This window comes from Ensifer sp. ZNC0028 (genome assembly GCF_000799055.1).
Lineage (GTDB): Bacteria > Pseudomonadota > Alphaproteobacteria > Rhizobiales > Rhizobiaceae > Ensifer.
The window spans coordinates 1-18,151 of sequence record NZ_JTLA01000057.1; the positions used below are offsets into that span (position 1 = coordinate 1).

Below are 18,151 nucleotides of genomic sequence, written 5' to 3' on the forward strand. Positions count from 1 at the left end.
CGGACTTGCGGACTAGAAGATCAATTCCAGGAAAAGTGCGAAGCGGCTTCCGCTCCGGCCTGCGTCGCTCTCTCGAGCGACGGCTTTCAATCAAACTTCATGGCGCTGCCGCCATGGACGGCAGCCTGTCAGTGCAGGGTAACGGTCTTCAGATCGTCCTCGGCCGCCTTGAAGAAGGTGCTGGAGCGATTGTCTGTCAAAAGGATCGGCGTGCCATCGGCGCCGAACAGCGCCCAGAGATCAATACCCGGTCCCATCTCCGGTGCTTCCGGGAAGCAGCGCGAGACTTCTTCCGAGCGCATTTTCCGGATGTAGCCGATTTCGCCTTCGCCGAGATGCGCGAGGTCGTTCTTCGACAGCGACGAGCTGATGTCTTTCAGTCCCATGGTGACACTCCGTGGTCGCCGGTGAGGGGAGAATCCCGCCGGTTATCCTACTCTGGGACTGAAATGTTAATTTTCTTTACCATACGAACCGGTTCGGGACGAACGAGGTCGACCGAGAGCAGGCCGTTACGCAGTTCCGCGCCCAGAACCTTCATGCCGTCGGCAAGAACGAAGGTGCGCTGGAACTGGCGTGCCGCAATGCCGCGGTGCAGGTAATCGCGGTCGCCGTTGTCGATCTGCCGGCCGCGGATGACGAGCTGGTTCTCTTCGGTGGTGACTTCGAGATCCTCTTCGGAAAAGCCTGCCACGGCGAGCGTGATGCGCAACCGTTCCGGTTCGTCGGTCGAGGCATCGCCGCGAACGCGTTCTATGTTGTAGGGCGGGTATCCGTCGTTGCCCTTGGCGATCCGCTCAAGGGTCTTTTCCATCGTATCGAAACCCAGCAGAAGCGGGCTCGTAAAAGGGGTAATTCGGCTCATTCTTCAAGTCCTTGCGAGATCAAGCGACCGTTGTTCGGACCTGCCTTGCAGCATCCTTTCCGCAATATGGTAGCTGTGCGCAATGAGTGCAAGCCGCTTGCCTCCGGCGTGCACGCAAATCATAGTCCGCTCTCGCAGAATCCGGGAATGGGACCAAGGAACGCTTGGGCGTTCACTCCCGTCCGGCCGAATGCAACGTATCGATCGCGCCGAACACCGTGATCCAGGGAGGACGAGAAAGTGCCCGTGCCGAGAAAGATAATCATAGACACCGACCCCGGGCAGGACGATGCCGCCGCCATCATGCTCGCCTTCGGCAGCCCGGAAGAGATCGACCTGCTCGGCATCACCGCAGTTGCCGGCAACGTGCCGCTGGCGCTGACGGCCCGCAACGCGCGCATCCTGTGCGAGCTCTGCGACCGGCCGAAGGTTCGGGTGTTCTCGGGCGCCGACAAGCCGATTGCCCGCCCGCTGGTGACCGCCGAGCACGTCCACGGCAAGACCGGCCTCGACGGCCCGGAGCTTGCCGAGCCGACGATGAAGCTCGAGGAGCAGCATGCGGTCGACTTCATCGTCGAGACGCTGCGAAAGGAGCCAGAGGGCACCGTGACGCTCTGCACGCTCGGCCCGCTCACCAACATCGCCCTGGTCCTGCAGAAGGCGCCTGACATCGCTCCGCGGGTCAAGGAGCTGGTGATGATGGGTGGCGGCTTCTTCGAAGGCGGCAACATCACGCCCGCCGCCGAATTCAACGTCTACGTCGATCCCGAGGCAGCCGACATCGTCTTCCGTTCGGGCATTCCGATCGTGATGATGCCGCTCGACGTCACCCACCGGGTGCTGACCCACAAGGCGCGTGTCCAGAAGATCCGCGACATCGGCAGCCGCCCGGCGATCGCCATGGCCGAGATGCTCGAATTCTTCGAGCGCTTCGATATCGAGAAATACGGCACCGATGGCGGCCCGCTGCACGACCCGACGGTCATTGCCTATCTGCTGCGGCCCGAGCTTTTCACCGGTCGCGATTGCAACGTCGCGATCGAGACCAAGTCGGAGCTGACGGCCGGCATGACCGTTGTGGACTGGTGGCAGGTCACCGGCCGGCCACACAACGCCAAGGTCATGCGCTTCGTCGACGACCAGGGCTTCTTCGACCTTTTGACCGAGCGGCTGGCCCGCATCTGAACCTCGGTTCATCGTACTCCAAACGAAAACGGCGCCCCGAGAGGCGCCGTTTTCTTTTCTCGTTCCGCTGATCAGAACTCTTCCCAGTTATCCTGGGCAAGCGCGTTGGCGCCGGAGGTCTGGGTCAGTACCCGCTGTGTCGAAGCCGAGTAGTTGCTTCGCGCCGGGCTTGCTGCCGGAGCGGGCCGCGCTTCGCGAGCGGGAGCCGGGACCGGAGCGGGGCGTTCGGCCGCGCGCATCCGCTCGGCCGTGCCGCGCAGCATCGCTGCGGAGGACGGCTGGGCCGTTGCTGTCGCCTGCGCGACCCGGAAGCGCGCAACGAGCGTGTTGAGCGTACGCGCTTCCTCGTTGAGCGCCATGCCGGCCGCAGTCGTTTCCTCGACCATGGCGGCGTTCTGCTGGGTGACCTGGTCCATCTGGTTGACGGCCGAGTTGATCTCCTTCAGGCCGACGGCCTGTTCGGAAGCGGAGCTCGAGATCTGGCGGATGAGGCCGTTGATCTGCACCACCTGCTCGGCGATCTTTTCGAGCGCACCGCCGGCCTTGCCGACGAGATCGACGCCTTCGCGCACCTGGCCGGCCGAGGTGTTGATCAGGGTCTTGATCTCCTTGGCGGCGTTAGCGGAGCGCTGAGCGAGCTCGCGCACTTCCTGGGCGACGACGGCAAAACCCTTGCCGGCGTCACCGGCACGCGCCGCTTCGACACCGGCGTTCAGCGCCAGAAGGTTGGTCTGGAAGGCGATTTCGTCGATGACCCCGATGATGCGGCTGACCTCGTGCGAGGACTGCTCGATGCCCTTCATCGCGGCGATCGCCTTCTGCACCACTTCGCCCGACTGTCCGGCATCGCTGCTGGCCACGTCCACCGATTTCGCGGCAACCTTGGCGTTTTCGGCGCTGGCGTTGACCTGCGAGGTCAGCTCGTCGAGGGCAGCTGCGGTCTCTTCCAGGCTTGCAGCCTGCTGTTCGGTGCGGTGCGACAGGTCGTTGGCGGCGCTGCTGATTTCGCTGGTGCCGTTGCTGATGTTGACGACCGAATGGTTGACGGTGCGGATCGTCTCTTCGAGGCTTTCCATCGTCGCGTTGAAGTCGCGCTTGAGCTGGGCGTATTCGCCCGGGAAGTCGTCGGTGATGCGGAAGGCGAGATCGCCGGACGACAGGTGCGAGAGACCCTTGCCGAGGCGAGCGACGATGTCGCGCTGAAGCGCGCTGCTCTCGGCGCGTTCGGTTTCGGAGCGGCCGCGTTCGCGCTCGGCCTGTTCGCGCTCATGGCGGGCTTCGCCTTCGAGACGCTTGGTGTCGGCAAGCTGATGGCGGAAGCCTTCGAGCGCCTTGGCAACTTCGCCGGTTTCGTCGGAACGATCCTGGCCGGCGATCGCCTTGGTGTAGTCGCCGTGGCTGAGATCGTTTACGTCCTTGACGAGGCTCGCCAGCGGCTTCTGCACGAAACCACGAACGGCGAGATAGAGGCCAAGCAGAACGGCGCCGAGTACGACGAGGCCGCCGACGATCATCATGTAGGTCTGATCCTTGACCGGCGCGTTGATCGCGGTGCGCGGCACGTCGACGAGCACAATCCAGCTGGTGTTCACGCCCGAGAGCGTGAAGGGATAAACGAGACGGTCGAAGGGCTCGTTGCCGTCATAGGAGAGGTTGGAGATGATGCCCGGCTTGCCGGAGGCGAGCGCGTTCTTGACGACGTCGTTGCCTTCGCCGTCATACTCCTTGAGCAGGAGGTCCGGGATCGGCGCGACCAGCCATTTGCCGGTCTGCGACAGCAGGTAGACGCGGCCGGTGTCGAAGGGCTTCAGCTTCGCGAGGCCATCGCCGAGCGAAGCGAGCGAAATGTCGACGCCGGTGACGCCGAGAAGCTTGCCGCCGGACATGACCGGGTAGGCGATCGAGCTCATCGCGGTCGGAACGTCGGTGTCCTGTGCCGTGTAGGGCTGGGTGATTGCACCCTTGCCGCTTTTGGCAGCGAGTTTGTACCACTCGGCCGCGTAGTCAGCGCCGAAAGTGGAGTACTGGATTTCGTTGGTGCGGCTCTTCGACCAGTAGGGCGTGAAGATGCCCTTGTCGTTACCGCCCAGTTCCTTGTTGTTGACGACGTCTTCTTGGCGGCCGTCGAAGGCCTTGGGCTCCTCCGCGAACCAGCTGCCGAAGGCAAACGGGTTCTGCTCGAGGTTGGCCCTGAGGATGTTGATCACCCCGGTGCGCTCCAGCGACTTTTCGGCATGTGCCCGGCCGAGGATGCCCGCCATCGAGCGGGCAGCGCTTGCAAGCTCGCCGATGTCGCCGGCAATGTCGGAGGCAATCGCGCGGGCTTCGCCGCTTGCCTGCTCGAGGACCAGCGTTTCGACGCGGTCCTGGGTCTGGGAGATGAGAACGAAATTCGAGGCAAGCAGGACAAGTGCGATCGTGCCGCCTGTCACCGCGATCAGTTTGGTCGCCAGCGATTTGGCTTGGAACTTGAACATGAAATCCTCACGTGCTGGGAGGTCCGCAGGTTTTCACCTGCGGTGGACGCATTTCGCAATGGGGGTGAACTCCATCATGGAGCGTCAGATGCCGACCGGCATGTTGGAGGCGACCAGGCGCTTCGGCCGGTTTTCTCAGGGTCCTGAATAGACTGGAGAATCTTAAGATAGGGCCAACACGGACGTTATTTTACGCGTCGCTTGCATAAAATTAGGCGCAAAGTTTTATGTCCGCGACATCGTCTGTCCGGATTGCGCAAGCGGCCGTCGGGAAGGGGAAAACAATGCGGGCAGGGGCCTGCGCAAAATAAAGACGGGCGAACATCGCCCGTCTCAAGCGTGCGCTTTCAGGTGCGGAATCTAGAGGCGCGATGCCACGTCCGCGGCGAGCGGGATCGAAGGCTGGGCGCCGCTCGTCAGGCAGGCGAGAGAACCGGCGACCGCTGCGCGGCGCAGGGCGTCGGGGAAGGCGATACCGGCATCGAGGCTGGCTGCGAGGTAGCCGCAGAAGGTGTCGCCGGCGCCGACGGTATCGACCGGCTCGATCTTCAGGCCCTTGGCGCGCTGGATCTCACCTGCATGAACGGCAACAACACCTTCGGCGCCGAGCGTGACGATGACCGTCTGGCCGGTCTCGGCGTGCAGCGCCTTCATCGCCTCTTCGCGCTCGGTGCTCCCGATACCGCTCTTGCCGGCGAGCAGTTCGAATTCGGTTTCGTTGGCGATGACGATATCGGCCATGCGGCCAAGGCGGGCTGCCTCGGGCGTCAGCGGCGCGATGTTGATGACCGAGCGCACGCCCTTCCGTTTCGCAGCGGTGAGCGCCTTTTCGACCGAGGCGGCCGGAATTTCGAGCTGCAGCATCAAGGTGTCGCCGGGCTTCATGCCATCGACTGCCTTTTCAGCATCGGCCTCATTGACCGTCGCATTGGCGCTGGCGACGACGACGATGACATTTTCGCCATCACCGCCGACGAGGATATGGGCGGTGCCGGTCGGTTCGCCGACCGTCTTGGTCAGCGACAGGTCGGCGCCGGCACCCTTCAGCAGTTCGAGCGCGCCGTCGGCAAAGCTGTCCTTGCCTACCGCGCCTGCCATCTGCACCGTGGCGCCGGCGCGCCGTGCGGCCAGCGCCTGGTTTGCGCCCTTGCCGCCAGCGGCGGTCGAGAAGCCGGTGCCGGCGACGGTTTCGCCGGGCTTCGGAAGGCGTGCGGTGGTGGCGATCAGATCCATGTTGATGGACCCAAAAACAGTAATCATGTGTAGGTATCCTGTCGGCTTTGCGAATTGGGCCGGAGAGTGCCCGACAGCCTCAGTCCTCGTCAACCACCCGCAGGCGCAATTGCCCGACGCGATTGTCGACCGGGGCACGTGGTTCGCCAGCGTCCCGTGTGCCGCCTTCCGCTTGCAATTCGAGGGCCTCGATCTTGGCGCCGCGGCGGGTGAGCTTGCTGGAGGAAACGAGGATGTCCTCGACATCCTTCTGGCTCATGGCGAAATGGCCCTGCAGCTTGCGCACACGCTCATCGAGACGGCCGAGGTCCTCCATCAGCCGCGCGACTTCGCCCTGGATCAGGTGCGCCTGCTCGCGCATGCGCGCATCCTTGAGGATCGCCTGGATCACCTGGATCGACAAAAGGAGCAGGGAGGGTGAGACGATGACGATCCGCTGGCGGTGCGCCTTCTGCACGATCGCTTCGAAATGCTCGTGGATCTCCGCAAAGATCGATTCCGAGGGAACGAAGAGGAAGGCGGTGTCCTGCGTTTCACCCGGGATCAGATATTTGCCGGCGATATCGCGCACATGCGTTTCCATGTCGCGGCGAAAGAGTTGGGCGATCTGCTGGCGGCGTTCCGGGGTCGGCGCGTCACGCATTGCGTTCCAGGCTTCGAGCGGAAACTTGGCGTCGATGACGAGCGGCGGTTGGCCGTTCGGCATGCGGATGATGCAGTCGGGCCGCACCCCGTTCGACAGCGTGGCCTGGAATTCAAAGGCGCCCATCGGCAGCCCGTCGGCGATGATCGCTTCCATGCGCGACTGGCCGAAAGCGCCGCGCGTCTGCTTGTTCGAGAGGATCGCCTGAAGCCCGGCCATATCCTTGGCGAGCGACTGGATGTTGTTCTGGGCCGTGTCGATGACCGCGAGGCGCTCCTGCAGCCGGCGCAGGTTTTCGTGCGTCGCCTTGGTCTGCTCGCTGATCGAGGTACCGATGCGGTGGGTCATGCCGTCGATGCGCTGGCTGAGCGTCTGGTTGAGTTCCGCCTGCCGGGCGCCGAACACCTCGGCCATCGCCGCGACCCGCCCCTGCATCTCCGTCTGGGCGGCCAGCAGCATTGCCATCTGTTCCTGCCGCTCGTCGTCGCGGGGATTACGTCGGCGCGACAACGCCATCAGACCGGCAACGACGACCACAAGGCCGGCGGCAATCACGAGATGGCCCAGGGTGATCGGCAGAGGGCCGATGAAAAACAGCGGCTGGGCGAAGGGAAGGGGCGCAGGTTCCATGCGCCAAACCTAACAGATTCTCTCGCGAAGTGTAGATCAAAACAAGAACAGATGCGCGTCGAGGTTAATGCCCGGCCAGGGGCGAACGGGTGCCGCAGGTGGCAAGGCAATTTCCTTGCGCGTCGATGGAAAGATCGGCTATGGGAGCATCATGACCATCAAGCCGCTCATCATCCTTCCCGATCCTGTGCTTCGCCAGGTTTCCACGCCGATCGAAACCGTCGACGCGGACGTCCGCCGCCTGGCCGACGACATGCTCGAAACCATGTATGATGCCCCCGGCATCGGCCTTGCCGCGATCCAGATCGGTGTCGCCAGGCGCATGCTGGTGCTCGACGTTTCGAAAGAAGGCGACGAGAAGACGCCGCTTGTCTTCATCAACCCCGAGATCGTCGCTTCGTCCGACACCTATTCGGTCTACGAGGAAGGCTGCCTGTCGATCCCGGATTATTACGCCGAGGTCGAGCGCCCCGCTGTCATCACCGTCAAGCATCTGGACCGTGACGGCAAGGAACAGACGATCGAGGCCGATGGCCTGCTCGCCACCTGCCTGCAGCACGAGATCGACCACCTGAACGGCGTGCTGTTCATCGACCATATCTCCAAGCTCAAGCGCGACATGGTGATCCGCAAATTCACCAAGGCCGCCAAGACGCGCGGCGCCAAGGCGATCTGAGCCTTCGATCGCGGACGATCGCGCGAAAGCTTGAAGGCGGGAACCCATTGAACATTCCAGGAAAGAGCGTGAAACGGCTTTTCTGGAATTGTCCTGTTTTAGTGAATGAGATCATTTCGCCGTTTCCCCGCATGAAGTGATCTGAAAGGACGGAGTTACCGCCTTGTCGCTTCGCATCATCTTCATGGGCACGCCGGAATTTTCGGTGCCGACGCTGGCGGCACTGGCCGAGGCCGGCCATCAGATCGTCGCCGCCTACACCCAACCGCCGCGGCCGGGCGGCCGTCGCGGGCTCGACCTGCAGAAGTCGCCGGTGCATCAGGCGGCCGAGTTGCTCGGCATTCCGGTGCTGACGCCGGTCAACTTCAAGGACGAGGCGGATCGCCAGACCTTCCGTGATTTCGACGCCGACGTCGCCGTCGTCGTCGCCTATGGCCTGCTTCTGCCCGAGGCCATCCTCACCGGCACCAAGCTCGGCTGCTACAACGGCCACGCCTCTCTGCTGCCGCGCTGGCGCGGGGCAGCGCCCATCCAGCGCGCGATCATGGCCGGCGACCACGACACCGGCATGATGGTGATGAAGATGGAAAAGGGGCTCGATACCGGCCCGGTCGCCCTCACCAAGACGGTCCAGATCGGCGAGACAATGACCGGTGGCGAGCTACACGACCGACTGATGCAGGTCGGCGCGACGCTGATGCGTGAAGCGATGGCGAAGCTCGAAGCCGGCGACCTGCCGCTGACGGTCCAGGCCGAGGACGGTGTCGTCTATGCCCAGAAGATCAGCAAGACCGAAACCCGCATCGATTTCGCCCGTCCCGCCCGCGTGGTGCACGACCATATCCGCGGCCTGTCGCCGTTCCCGGGCGCGTGGTTCGAGCTTGAGATCGCCGGCAAGCCGGAACGCATCAAGGTGTTGAACTCGCAGCCCGCTTCCGGCGCGGGCGAGGCCGGCACGGTGCTCGACGATAATCTGACGATTGCCTGCGCCGAGGGCGCCGTTCGGCTCACCCGCCTGCAGCGCGCCGGCGGCAAGGCGTTGGACGCGGGCGACTTCCTGCGCGGAACGCCGGTTGCACCCGGCACGAGGGTCGGCTGATGCCGCGGTTCAAGCTGACCGTAGAGTATGACGGCTCGGATTATGTCGGCTGGCAGCGGCAGGACAACGGAGAGTCCGTGCAAGGGGCGATCGAAAAGGCGATCCTGTCCCTCACCGGCGAGACCGTATCGATCCGCGGCGCCGGCCGTACCGATTCCGGCGTGCATGCCAGCGGCCAGGTCATGCATGCGGACCTCACGCGTCCGTGGAAGCCCTATACGCTGCGCAACGCGCTGAACGCCCATCTGGGGCTTGCGGGCGAGCGGGTGGCGATCCTCGAGGCCGAGGAAGTGTCCGAGGAATTCGACGCGCGCTTCTCGGCGCTGCGCCGGCATTATCTCTACCGCATCATCTCACGGCCGGCGCCGCTGGCGCTGGAAGCCCGGCGCGCCTGGTGGGTGCCGAAGCCGCTCGACCATGACGCCATGCACGCGGGCGCCCAGCGCCTCGTCGGCCATCACGACTTTACCACCTTCCGCTCCGCCCATTGCCAGGCGGCGAGCCCGGTGCGCACGCTCGATCGGCTGGACGTCGCGCTTGTCGCCGGCGTCATCGAGATCCGCGCGACGGCGCAGAGCTTCCTGCACAACCAGATCCGCTCCTTCGCCGGCTCGCTGAAGCTGGTGGGCGAGGGCAAGTGGACGCCTGACGATCTGCAGTCAGCGCTTGAAGCCCGCAACCGCAAGGCCTGCGGCCCCGTCGCCCCGCCCGATGGGCTTTATTTCCTTCAGGTGGACTACTGATCCCGAAGTCCTAGCTTGTCGGGATCAGGCCGAAGAAGCGCTGCAGGAGATCGCCGATCATCATCGACGGCAGCAGGAAGAGCGCGGTCAGCGCCGAGGCAAGCAGCGTCTGGTTGCCGGTCACCATCCGCAAGAGCCGGAAGAGCACCGCAACGCTGATGACGAGCAGCGTCAGCCAGATGAAGCTCGTCAGCCCCTGGCTCCCGGGAATGACGACGCGGATCGCCGCCGGCAACGCCATGGCGTAGGAGAGCGGCACCGAGAGCCAGTTGGTGGTGACGACGATCGGTACCACCGCTCCGGCAAAGCCGAGCGGTCGCGAGAGAATGGCGATCAGCACCAGCGGCAGGAGCCAGCTGACGAGATCGACGACGAGCAGCTTGAAGATGAAGCCGACGCCGATCGTGGTGCCGTCAGGCATGACCGAGAGGTAATAGAGCCGCCAGGACGCCCAGGTGACGGCGATCGCCGGCAGGCACCAGAGCATGGACGTGAACGAGCGCCAGAGCCCGCTCTCGCTGAAATCGAGCCAACGGAAGCCTTCTTCGTTACCCTGCGCCAGGAGCCAGAGCCCCCGGATATAGGCAAGCACCTCATCAAGCAGCGGCATGGCCGAACCAGCGGAAGATGAAGGTTTCATAGATATTGGTCAGCGTCTCGAGGTCGGCGACGGCGACCCGTTCGTCGACCATGTGCATGGTCTGGCCGACGAGACCGAATTCGACCACCGGGCAGTAGTCCTTGATGAAGCGCGCATCCGAGGTGCCGCCGGTCGTCGACAGCTTCGGCTGACGCCCGGTGACGGCCTCGACCGCGCCGGAGAGCGAGTCGATCAGCGCATTGTTGCGCGTGAGGAACACGTGGCTCGGGCGCTCGGCCCAGGCGATTTCGTAGCGGACCGGGGCTCGGTCTGGGCGCAGGCTACCGTTTGCCGCAGCACGGTCGAGCCGGGCGATGATCTCCGCCATCAGGCTTTCCGCCGTCCACGTGTCGTTGAAGCGGATGTTGAAGGCAGCCGTCGCCTTGGCCGGAATGACGTTGACGGCGCCGTTGCCGACATCGATCGTCGTCACTTCCAGATTGGAGGGCTGGAAGCTGTCGGTGCCGTTGTCGAAGGGCGGGTCCATCAGCGCCTGCGTCAGCTGCAGGATGCCGCGCACGGGGCTGTCGGCAAGGTGCGGATAGGCCGCGTGGCCCTGCACGCCGTGAACGGTGATGCGCCCGGAAAGCGAGCCGCGCCGGCCGATCTTGATCATGTCGCCAAGCTGGTCCGGGTTGGTCGGCTCGCCGACGAGGCACGCATCCCAGCGCTCGCCCTTGTCGGCCGCCCATTGCAGGAGCTTGGTGGTGCCGTTGATCGCCGGACCCTCTTCGTCGCCGGTGATGAGGAAGGAGACCGAGCCTTTCGGGGCGCCATGCTTTTCAACATGGCGGGCGATTGCCGCGACGAAGCAAGCGATGCCACCCTTCATGTCGACCGCGCCGCGGCCATACATCTCGCCGCCGGCGATGTCGGCCGAAAACGGACCATGGCTCCAGGCCGCCTCGTCGCCGACGGGAACGACATCCGTATGCCCGGCAAACATCAGATGCGGGCCTTCGGTTCCGAGCCGCGCGTAGAGGTTTTCGATATCGGGTGTGCCGGCCTCCTTGGCCATCACGCGGTCGACCGCGAAACCGAGCGGCTTCAGCATGGCTTCGAGGGCTGCAAGCGCGCCGCCTTCGGCCGGGGTAACCGAGGGGCAACGGATGAGGGTGGCGAGATTGGCGATCGGATCGGTGGAGGTCATTTAGCGTTATGCCGTCTGCATGGCCATGAGAGGCCTTGGGAATGGAGGTGCTGGTTTATCCGATCGCCAGCAAACTGTCACGCAAGATGGCGACCTGTCGCGCGAGATGGGCGACTGTGGCGCGGGGCGGGGAGCCGTGACGCCGGACGCAAAACGGCGCTGCGCCTGGGCGGAGGCGCAGCGCCGCAGCTTCGACGGGCCGGAGTGATCCGGCCCGCCTGAAGATCGCGAAGGGTAGGAGAAGGCTTATTCTCCGGGTGCCAAGTGCGGCGCTTCGATTTGGGCTCCCGTGTGCTTCAGCGGTCGCTCGCCGGCGAGCTTGCGGATCAGCACGTAGAACACCGGCGTCATGAAGATGCCGAAGGCGGTGACGCCGATCATGCCTGCAAAGACCGCGACACCCATGGCCGAGCGCATTTCCGCGCCGGCGCCGGTGGATATCACCAGGGGAACAACGCCCATGATGAAGGCCATCGAGGTCATCAGGATCGGGCGCAGGCGCAGCCGGCTTGCCTCGATCGCCGCCTTGACCGGCGTGCTGCCCGACAGTTCCAGTTCGCGGGCGAACTCGACGATCAGGATGGCGTTCTTGGCTGACAATCCCACGAGCACGATCAGGCCGATCTGGGTGAAGACGTTGTTGTCGCCTCCAGTCAGCCAGACGCCCACCAGCGCCGCCATGATGCCCATCGGCACGATCAGGATGATCGCGATCGGCAGCGTCAGGCTTTCATACTGGGCAGCGAGCACCAGGTAAACGAGCAGCAGCGCCAGCGGGAAGACCAGGATGCCGGAGTTGCCGGCAAGGATCTGCTGGTAGGTCAGGTCCGTCCACTCGTAGCCGATGCCCGGCGGCAGGGTTTCAGCGGCGATGCGCTCGATGGCAGCCTGCGCCTGGCCGGACGAGAAGCCCGGTGCCGGGCCGCCGTTGATGTCGGCCGACAGGAAGCCGTTGTAGCGGATTGCCCGTTCGGCACCCACCGTCTGCTCGACCTTCAGAAGCGCCGACAGCGGGATCATCTCGCCGGACTGCGAACGCACCTTCAGCTTGCCGATGTCGTCGGCATGGCTGCGGTAGTTGGCATCCGCCTGGACGCGTACGCTGTAGGTGCGGCCGAAGGCGTTGAAGTCGTTGACGTAGAGCGAGCCGAGGTAGATCTGCAGCGTCTCGAAGACGTCGGTGACGGCTACGCCGAGCTGGCGCGCCTTCACGCGGTCAAGGTCGGCATAGAGCTGCGGCACGTTGATCTGGTAGCTCGAATAGAGCCCGGCCAGCTCAGGCGCCTGGTAGGCCTTGGCGAGGAAGGCCTTGGCCGCCTCGTCGAGCGCCTGGTAGCCGAGGCCGTTCTTGTCCTCCAGCTGCAGCTTGAAGCCGCCTGTCGTGCCGAGACCCTGGACGGGCGGCGGCGGGAACATGGCGATGAAGGCATCCTGGATGACGCCGAATTCCTGGTTGAGCTGCATGGCGATCGCTCCGCCCGACAGCTCGGGCGTCTTGCGTTCCTCAAACGGCTTGAGGGCGACGAAGACGATGCCGGAGTTCGACGAGTTGGTGAAGCCGTTGATCGACAGGCCCGGGAAGGCGATGGCGTTTTCGACGCCCGGATGCTTGAGCGCGATCTCGCTCATGCGCTTGATCACGTCTTCCGAGCGGTCGAGCGTGGCTGCGTCCGGAAGCTGGGCAAAGCCGATCAGGTACTGCTTGTCCTGCGCCGGCACGAAGCCGCCGGGGACCGCGCGAAACAGCGTGAAGGTCACGCCGAGAAGCACGACATAGACGACCATGATCAGCGACTTGCGCGTCAGGATCCGCCCGACGCCGCGGCCATAGGCTTCCGAGCTTGCACCGAAGAAGCGGTTGAAGCCACGGAAGAACCAGCCGAACAGCCTGTCCATCACCCGCGTCAGCCAATCCTTCGGCGCGTGGTGGTCCTTCAAGAGAAGGGCGGCCAGTGCCGGGGAAAGCGTCAGCGAGTTGAGCGCCGAAATGACGGTCGAGATGGCGATCGTCAGCGCGAACTGGCGGTAGAACTGGCCGGTGAGGCCGGTGATGAAGGCAAGCGGCACGAACACGGCGACGAGCACCAGTGCGATCGCGATGATCGGGCCCGAGACTTCCTGCATGGCGCGATAGGTCGCCTGGACCGGCGACAGGCCCTGCTCGATGTTGCGTTCGACGTTCTCCACCACCACGATCGCGTCGTCGACGACGATGCCGATCGCGAGCACCAGGCCGAAGAGGCTGAGTGCGTTGATCGAGAAGCCGAAGACGTACATGACGGCGAAGGTGCCGACGATCGAGACCGGCACGGCGACGAGCGGGATGATCGAGGCGCGCCAGGTCTGCAGGAAGATGATGACGACGAGCACGACGAGCGCGATCGCTTCGAGCAGCGTGTCGACGACCGATTCGATCGAGGCGCGCACGAACTGCGTGGTGTCGTAGACGATGCCGTAGTCGACACCTGCAGGCATGGTGAGCTTCATCTCGGCCATCGCCTCGCGGACGTCGTCGGAGATCTGGATCGCGTTCGAGCCAGGCGCCTGGAAGACCGCCATGCCGACAGCCGGCTTGTTGTCGAGCAACGAGCGCAGCGAATAGTCGGAGGCGCCCATTTCGACGCGGGCGACGTCACCGAGGCGGGTCACTTCGCCCTGGGCGCCGGACTTGACGACGATGTTCTCGAAGTCCTCAGGCGTCTGCAGTCGCCCTTGCGCGTTGACCGAAAGCTGCAGGTCGAGACCGGGAACGGACGGCGAGGCGCCGATGACGCCGGCTGCCGCCTGGACGTTCTGGCCGCGCACTGCATTGGCGATATCGCCCGCGGCAAGGCCGCGCTCGGCCGCCTTCTGCGGGTCGATCCAGATGCGCATCGAATAGTCGCCGCCGCCGAAGATCTGCACCTGGCCGACGCCTTCGATGCGGGCCAGCCGATCCTTGACGTTGAGCACACCGTAGTTGCGCAGGTAGTTGATGTCGTACTGGCCGTTGGGCGAAAGCAGATGCACGACCATGGTCAGGTCGGGCGAGCTCTTGACCGTGGTGACGCCGAGGCGGCGCACTTCCTCAGGCAGCCGCGGCTCGGCCTGCGAGACGCGGTTCTGAACGAGCTGTTGCGCCTGGTCCGGGTCGGTGCCGAGCGCGAAGGTGACGGTCAGCGTCATCAGGCCGTCGGCGGTCGCCTGGCTCTGCATGTAGAGCATGTCTTCGACGCCGTTGATCTGCTCTTCAAGCGGTGTCGCCACCGTCTCGGCGATGACGGCCGGGTTGGCGCCCGGATATTGCGCGCGCACGACGATCTGCGGCGGGACGACTTCGGGATATTCGGAGATCGGCAGACCGGTCATGCCGATCAGGCCGCCCACGAAGATCAGGACCGACAAGACGCCCGCGAAGACCGGGCGGTCGACGAAGAAGCGTGAGAAGTTCATGGTATCCCCCTTGGGATGCGTTCGGGCAGACCTCCGGCGGGCGCGGCGAAAAAGCTCGCCGCGCAGCCATGTCTGCAGAGTGATGCTTTGGCGGGCGCCCCTTCACACCGGGCGAAGAGGCGCCGGGATTTATTTGGCGATCATTATTGGGCGATCGAAGCGGTCGTTTCCTCGACCTGCTGCGGTGCCACGACGACGCCGGGGCGAACCCGCTGCAGGCCGTTGACGACGATGTTCTCGCCGGACTTCAGGCCGCTTTCGACGATGCGCAGGCCGTCGGAATTCGGCCCCAGCTTCACCTGGCGATACTCGACCTTGTTGTCGGTGCCGACGACGAAGACGAACTTCTTGTCCTGGTCGGAGCCTATGGCGCGGTCGCTGATCACAAGCTTTTCCTCAGGGTCCGGCTCGCCGATGCGGATGCGGACGAACTGTCCGGGGATCAGCCGGCCGTCGGCGTTTTCAAGCGCCGCGCGCACCCGGATCGTGCCGGTTGCCGCATCCACCTCGTTGTTGATGAGCTGGATATGGCCCAAGATCGGCGTGCCGTCGTCGGCGGCGGTGCCGACCTGGACCGGCAGGCGCTCGATCGCGTTGCCGCCGGCTGACACCGCCAGCCGGGCGAGAGCGGTGGTGACCACCTCTTCGCTGGCGTTGAAGCTCGCATAGATCGGATCGACGGAGACGAGCGTCGTCAGCACCGGTGAAGCCGAGCCGGCAGCAACGAGGTTGCCGGCGGTGACGTCGAGCCGGCCGACGCGGCCGGAGATCGGCGCACGGACCTCGGTATATTGCAGGTCGAGTTCGGCCGTGCGCAGCGCCGCCTTGGCCGAGCGCACCTCGGCCTGGGCTTCGTCATAGGCGCTGGCGCGCTGGTCGACGCTGCTCTGCGGCACGGCGCTGGTGGTCACCAGCTTGCGGCCGCGCTCAAGCTCGATCTTGGCGAGTGAAACGCGTGCTTCGGCGGCTTCGACCTGGGCCTTCGCCCGCTCGACAGCGGCGGCATAAGGCTCGGGATCGATCGTCACCAACAGGTCACCTTGCTTGACGAGCGCGCCTTCGCGGAAGTGCGCCTTGAGGATGGCGCCGCCGACGCGCGGGCGAACCTCGACGCGCTCGATCGCTTCGAGACGCCCGGAGAATTCCTCCCAGGTGGTGATGCGCTTGGACTGCGCCCGTGCCACCGAGACCGGCACGGCCGGGGGTGCGGCGGCGGACGCATCGGTCGCGGCGTCGGCCTCGAAATGCTGCGGCAGGCCGAACATGACGGCAGCGCCGCCGCCGACAGACAAAAGGATACTCAGGCCGGCGCCCCAGAGGGCCCGGCGGGTCACTGTCGATGTCATCTTTTCTCTCCTTGCCGGTTGGGAGCCGGCGCTTTGCGTTCGATGCCAGATCGGGGAATGAGCCTCGGAGCGGCCCCGCCTAACGCACCGTCATTTCCGCCGGCTTTGCCCCCGCCTTCTGGAAGAAGCGGGCGAAGATGCCGGTAATTTCTTTCTGCTGTGCCGACCAGCTTTCGCCGGTATCCGCGTTCTGCGGCAACCATCCGGCGCGTCCCGGCAGCACGTGGGACTCCACCGCCACGCCCGCCTTGCGCAGGCGCTCGGCGTAGGCTTCAGCCTCGTCTCGCATCGGACACTGCTCGCTGGTCACGATCAGCGAAGGCACGAGGCCGGCGAGCCGCGTACAGTGGGCCGGCGCGGCGTAAGGGTGGGTGAAGCCACCGTTCTGGCCGAGATAACGCTGCCAGCCGTCGGCGATCGATTGCGCCGAGGACTGGGGACAGTATTGCCGGAACGATGCCGTTGCCAGGCATGGATCCAGCATCGGCGACAGCAGGATCTGGCCCTTGAGATCGGTCAGATACTGGTCTCGCGCCATCAACGCGGCCCCGGCGGCGACATTGCCGCCAGCCTCTTCGCCGGCCACGAACAGCGACGACTTCTTGTGTGCGAACTGCGGGCAGCGCGCGCGCATCGACGACAGCATGGCATAGGCGACATCGAGGGCCGCGGGAAAGGGATTGAGGCAGGCCGCGGAATATTCCGGAGAGATCACCACTGCTCCGGCTGCCGCGAGTGCCTCGGCGACGCGCTCGCCGGCGGCGATCGTTCCACCGACGAAGGAGCCGCCATGCAGGTGCAGCACGATCGGCGGCGGATTGAGCAGGGCCTCGCCGCGGTAGACGCGTGCCGTGCACGAGCCTTGGCCCGTCTGCATCGTCTCCACTTTGAACTGTTCGCCCATCTCTCTTGCCTTCGGCCCGAGCCAAACCCACATGTGGCGACATCACGCCACGATGGGAGAATAGCATTGTCTTCTGTCTGGAATAGTCTTTTCAATCTGATTACACTATTCGTATTCTCGAACAATCACGGCTCTTGAAAATGGACCAGCTCACGGCCATGCGCGCGTTTCTCCGGGTCGTCGAAACCGGAAATTTCACCCGCGCTTCCGCTTCGCTGAATATGCCCAAGGCGACATTGACCAATCTCATCCAGGGATTGGAGGCGCATCTGCGCACAAAACTTCTGAACCGCACCACCCGCCGGGTGCTGGTGACGCCCGATGGCGCGCTCTACTACGAACGCGCTGCCCGCCTTTTGACCGACCTCGACGAACTCGACGGCAGCCTTTCGAGTGCCCAGACCCTGCCGAAGGGACGGCTCAGGGTGGAGATGGCCAGCGCGATCGCCAACCTGATCGTCATTCCGGCCCTGCCGGAGTTCCACAAACGCTACCCCGACATCCAGATCGATCTCGGAGTTTCGGACCGGACGGTCGACTATGTGGCGGAGAATGTCGACTGCGCCATTCGCGTCGGCGCGCTCACCGACCAGTCCCTGATCGCGCGCCGCATCACCGAGATGAGCTTCGTCGCCTGCGCAGCACCCGACTACCTCTCGCGCCACGCGGTCCCGCAGCACCCCTCAGATCTCTCGAAGAACTGCTACGTCGTCGGCTATTTCCGGCCGCAGACCGGGCAGCAGTTGCCGTTCTACTTCAAGCGCGGCAACGAGGAGATCGAGGTGAACGGTCGCTACGCCGTGGCGGCGAACGAGGCCACTACCTATCTTGCGGCGGCGCGCGCCGGCCTCGGCGTCATCCAGGCGCCGCGTTTCATGGTGCGGGACGACCTCGAGACCGGCGCCATGCGGCCGGTGCTTGAGGATTGGGAGGTCGAGCCCATGCCGATCTATCTCGTCTATCCGCCGAACCGGCACCTCAGCAGCCGCCTGCGCGTCTTCGCCGATTGGGTGGTCAAGATCGTCGCCCAGTCGCAGCTCGACGCCGCCTGACCATTGCGCGCAATCGCTGCCATGATCCTTGGTGCGCTGAGTGCCGAGCGCTGGTGCCGAGACGGTTCTTCCCGGT

The 18,151-nt window shown here is 64.7% G+C and carries 15 protein-coding genes; 5 read left to right on the forward strand and 10 right to left on the reverse strand.

Annotated elements, in window-relative coordinates; translation table 11 throughout:
* Positions 1-128: 128 nt before the first annotated feature.
* A complete protein-coding gene (locus L981_RS13720) occupies positions 129-386 on the reverse strand; it encodes a DUF1150 family protein (RefSeq protein WP_034797387.1) in 258 nt (85 codons plus the stop codon).
* Positions 387-433: 47 nt separating this feature from the next.
* Positions 434-865: an Hsp20 family protein gene (locus L981_RS13725; protein WP_034797386.1), complete on the reverse strand. Its 432-nt coding sequence runs from the start codon at positions 863-865 to the stop codon at positions 434-436.
* A 240-nt stretch (positions 866-1,105) separates the two neighbouring features.
* Here L981_RS13725 and L981_RS13730 point away from each other — a divergent pair, with 240 nt between their 5' ends.
* On the forward strand, positions 1,106-2,050 hold the full coding sequence (locus L981_RS13730) for a nucleoside hydrolase (protein WP_043616779.1): 945 nt from the start codon (positions 1,106-1,108) through the stop codon (positions 2,048-2,050).
* 71 nt (positions 2,051-2,121) lie between these two features.
* On the opposite strand, the gene L981_RS13735 is transcribed toward L981_RS13730, so the two are convergent.
* The 3 genes from L981_RS13735 to L981_RS13745 form a co-directional block, all read right to left on the reverse strand.
* On the reverse strand, positions 2,122-4,527 hold the full coding sequence (locus L981_RS13735; protein ID WP_043616781.1) for a methyl-accepting chemotaxis protein: 2,406 nt from the start codon (positions 4,525-4,527) through the stop codon (positions 2,122-2,124).
* Between the two features lie 360 nt (positions 4,528-4,887).
* Positions 4,888-5,787, reverse strand: a complete 900-nt coding sequence (locus tag L981_RS13740; RefSeq protein WP_043616783.1) for a ribokinase — start codon at positions 5,785-5,787, stop codon at positions 4,888-4,890.
* A gap of 52 nt (positions 5,788-5,839) precedes the next feature.
* Entirely contained in the window at positions 5,840-7,033 is a 1,194-nt protein-coding gene (locus L981_RS13745; protein WP_043616786.1) for a DNA recombination protein RmuC, read from the reverse strand.
* A 151-nt stretch (positions 7,034-7,184) separates the two neighbouring features.
* Between L981_RS13745 and def the strand changes: the two genes are divergently transcribed.
* The 3 genes from def (at position 7,185) to truA (ending at position 9,551) form a co-directional block, all read left to right on the forward strand.
* Positions 7,185-7,709, forward strand: coding sequence for a peptide deformylase (gene def / locus L981_RS13750; RefSeq protein WP_043616874.1), 525 nt, complete (start codon positions 7,185-7,187; stop codon positions 7,707-7,709).
* Between the two features lie 163 nt (positions 7,710-7,872).
* Complete coding sequence (fmt, locus tag L981_RS13755) at positions 7,873-8,808, forward strand: methionyl-tRNA formyltransferase (RefSeq protein ID WP_043616788.1); 936 nt, start codon at positions 7,873-7,875, stop codon at positions 8,806-8,808.
* Positions 8,808-9,551 (forward strand): tRNA pseudouridine(38-40) synthase TruA, encoded by a 744-nt coding sequence (truA, locus tag L981_RS13760; RefSeq protein ID WP_043616790.1) that lies wholly within the window; start codon positions 8,808-8,810, stop codon positions 9,549-9,551. The genes fmt and truA overlap by 1 nt, the downstream gene beginning before the upstream one ends.
* Positions 9,552-9,561: 10 nt before the next feature.
* On the opposite strand, the gene L981_RS13765 is transcribed toward truA, so the two are convergent.
* The 5 genes from L981_RS13765 to L981_RS13785 all read right to left on the reverse strand — a co-directional run bounded on the left by L981_RS13765 (position 9,562) and on the right by L981_RS13785 (position 17,023).
* Positions 9,562-10,161 (reverse strand): hypothetical protein, encoded by a 600-nt coding sequence (locus L981_RS13765; protein WP_043616792.1) that lies wholly within the window; start codon positions 10,159-10,161, stop codon positions 9,562-9,564.
* Positions 10,148-11,341, reverse strand: coding sequence for a succinyl-diaminopimelate desuccinylase (gene dapE, locus L981_RS13770; protein ID WP_043616794.1), 1,194 nt, complete (start codon positions 11,339-11,341; stop codon positions 10,148-10,150). Before dapE ends, L981_RS13765 begins: the two co-directional genes overlap by 14 nt.
* A gap of 246 nt (positions 11,342-11,587) precedes the next feature.
* Positions 11,588-14,773: an efflux RND transporter permease subunit gene (locus tag L981_RS13775; protein ID WP_043616797.1), complete on the reverse strand. Its 3,186-nt coding sequence runs from the start codon at positions 14,771-14,773 to the stop codon at positions 11,588-11,590.
* A 143-nt stretch (positions 14,774-14,916) separates the two neighbouring features.
* Positions 14,917-16,119: an efflux RND transporter periplasmic adaptor subunit gene (locus L981_RS13780; RefSeq protein WP_043616800.1), complete on the reverse strand. Its 1,203-nt coding sequence runs from the start codon at positions 16,117-16,119 to the stop codon at positions 14,917-14,919.
* A gap of 79 nt (positions 16,120-16,198) precedes the next feature.
* Entirely contained in the window at positions 16,199-17,023 is an 825-nt protein-coding gene (locus L981_RS13785; protein WP_043616803.1) for an alpha/beta hydrolase fold domain-containing protein, read from the reverse strand.
* A gap of 140 nt (positions 17,024-17,163) precedes the next feature.
* Here L981_RS13785 and L981_RS13790 point away from each other — a divergent pair, with 140 nt between their 5' ends.
* Positions 17,164-18,075: a LysR family transcriptional regulator gene (locus L981_RS13790; protein ID WP_043616806.1), complete on the forward strand. Its 912-nt coding sequence runs from the start codon at positions 17,164-17,166 to the stop codon at positions 18,073-18,075.
* The last annotated feature ends 76 nt before the right edge of the window (positions 18,076-18,151 follow it).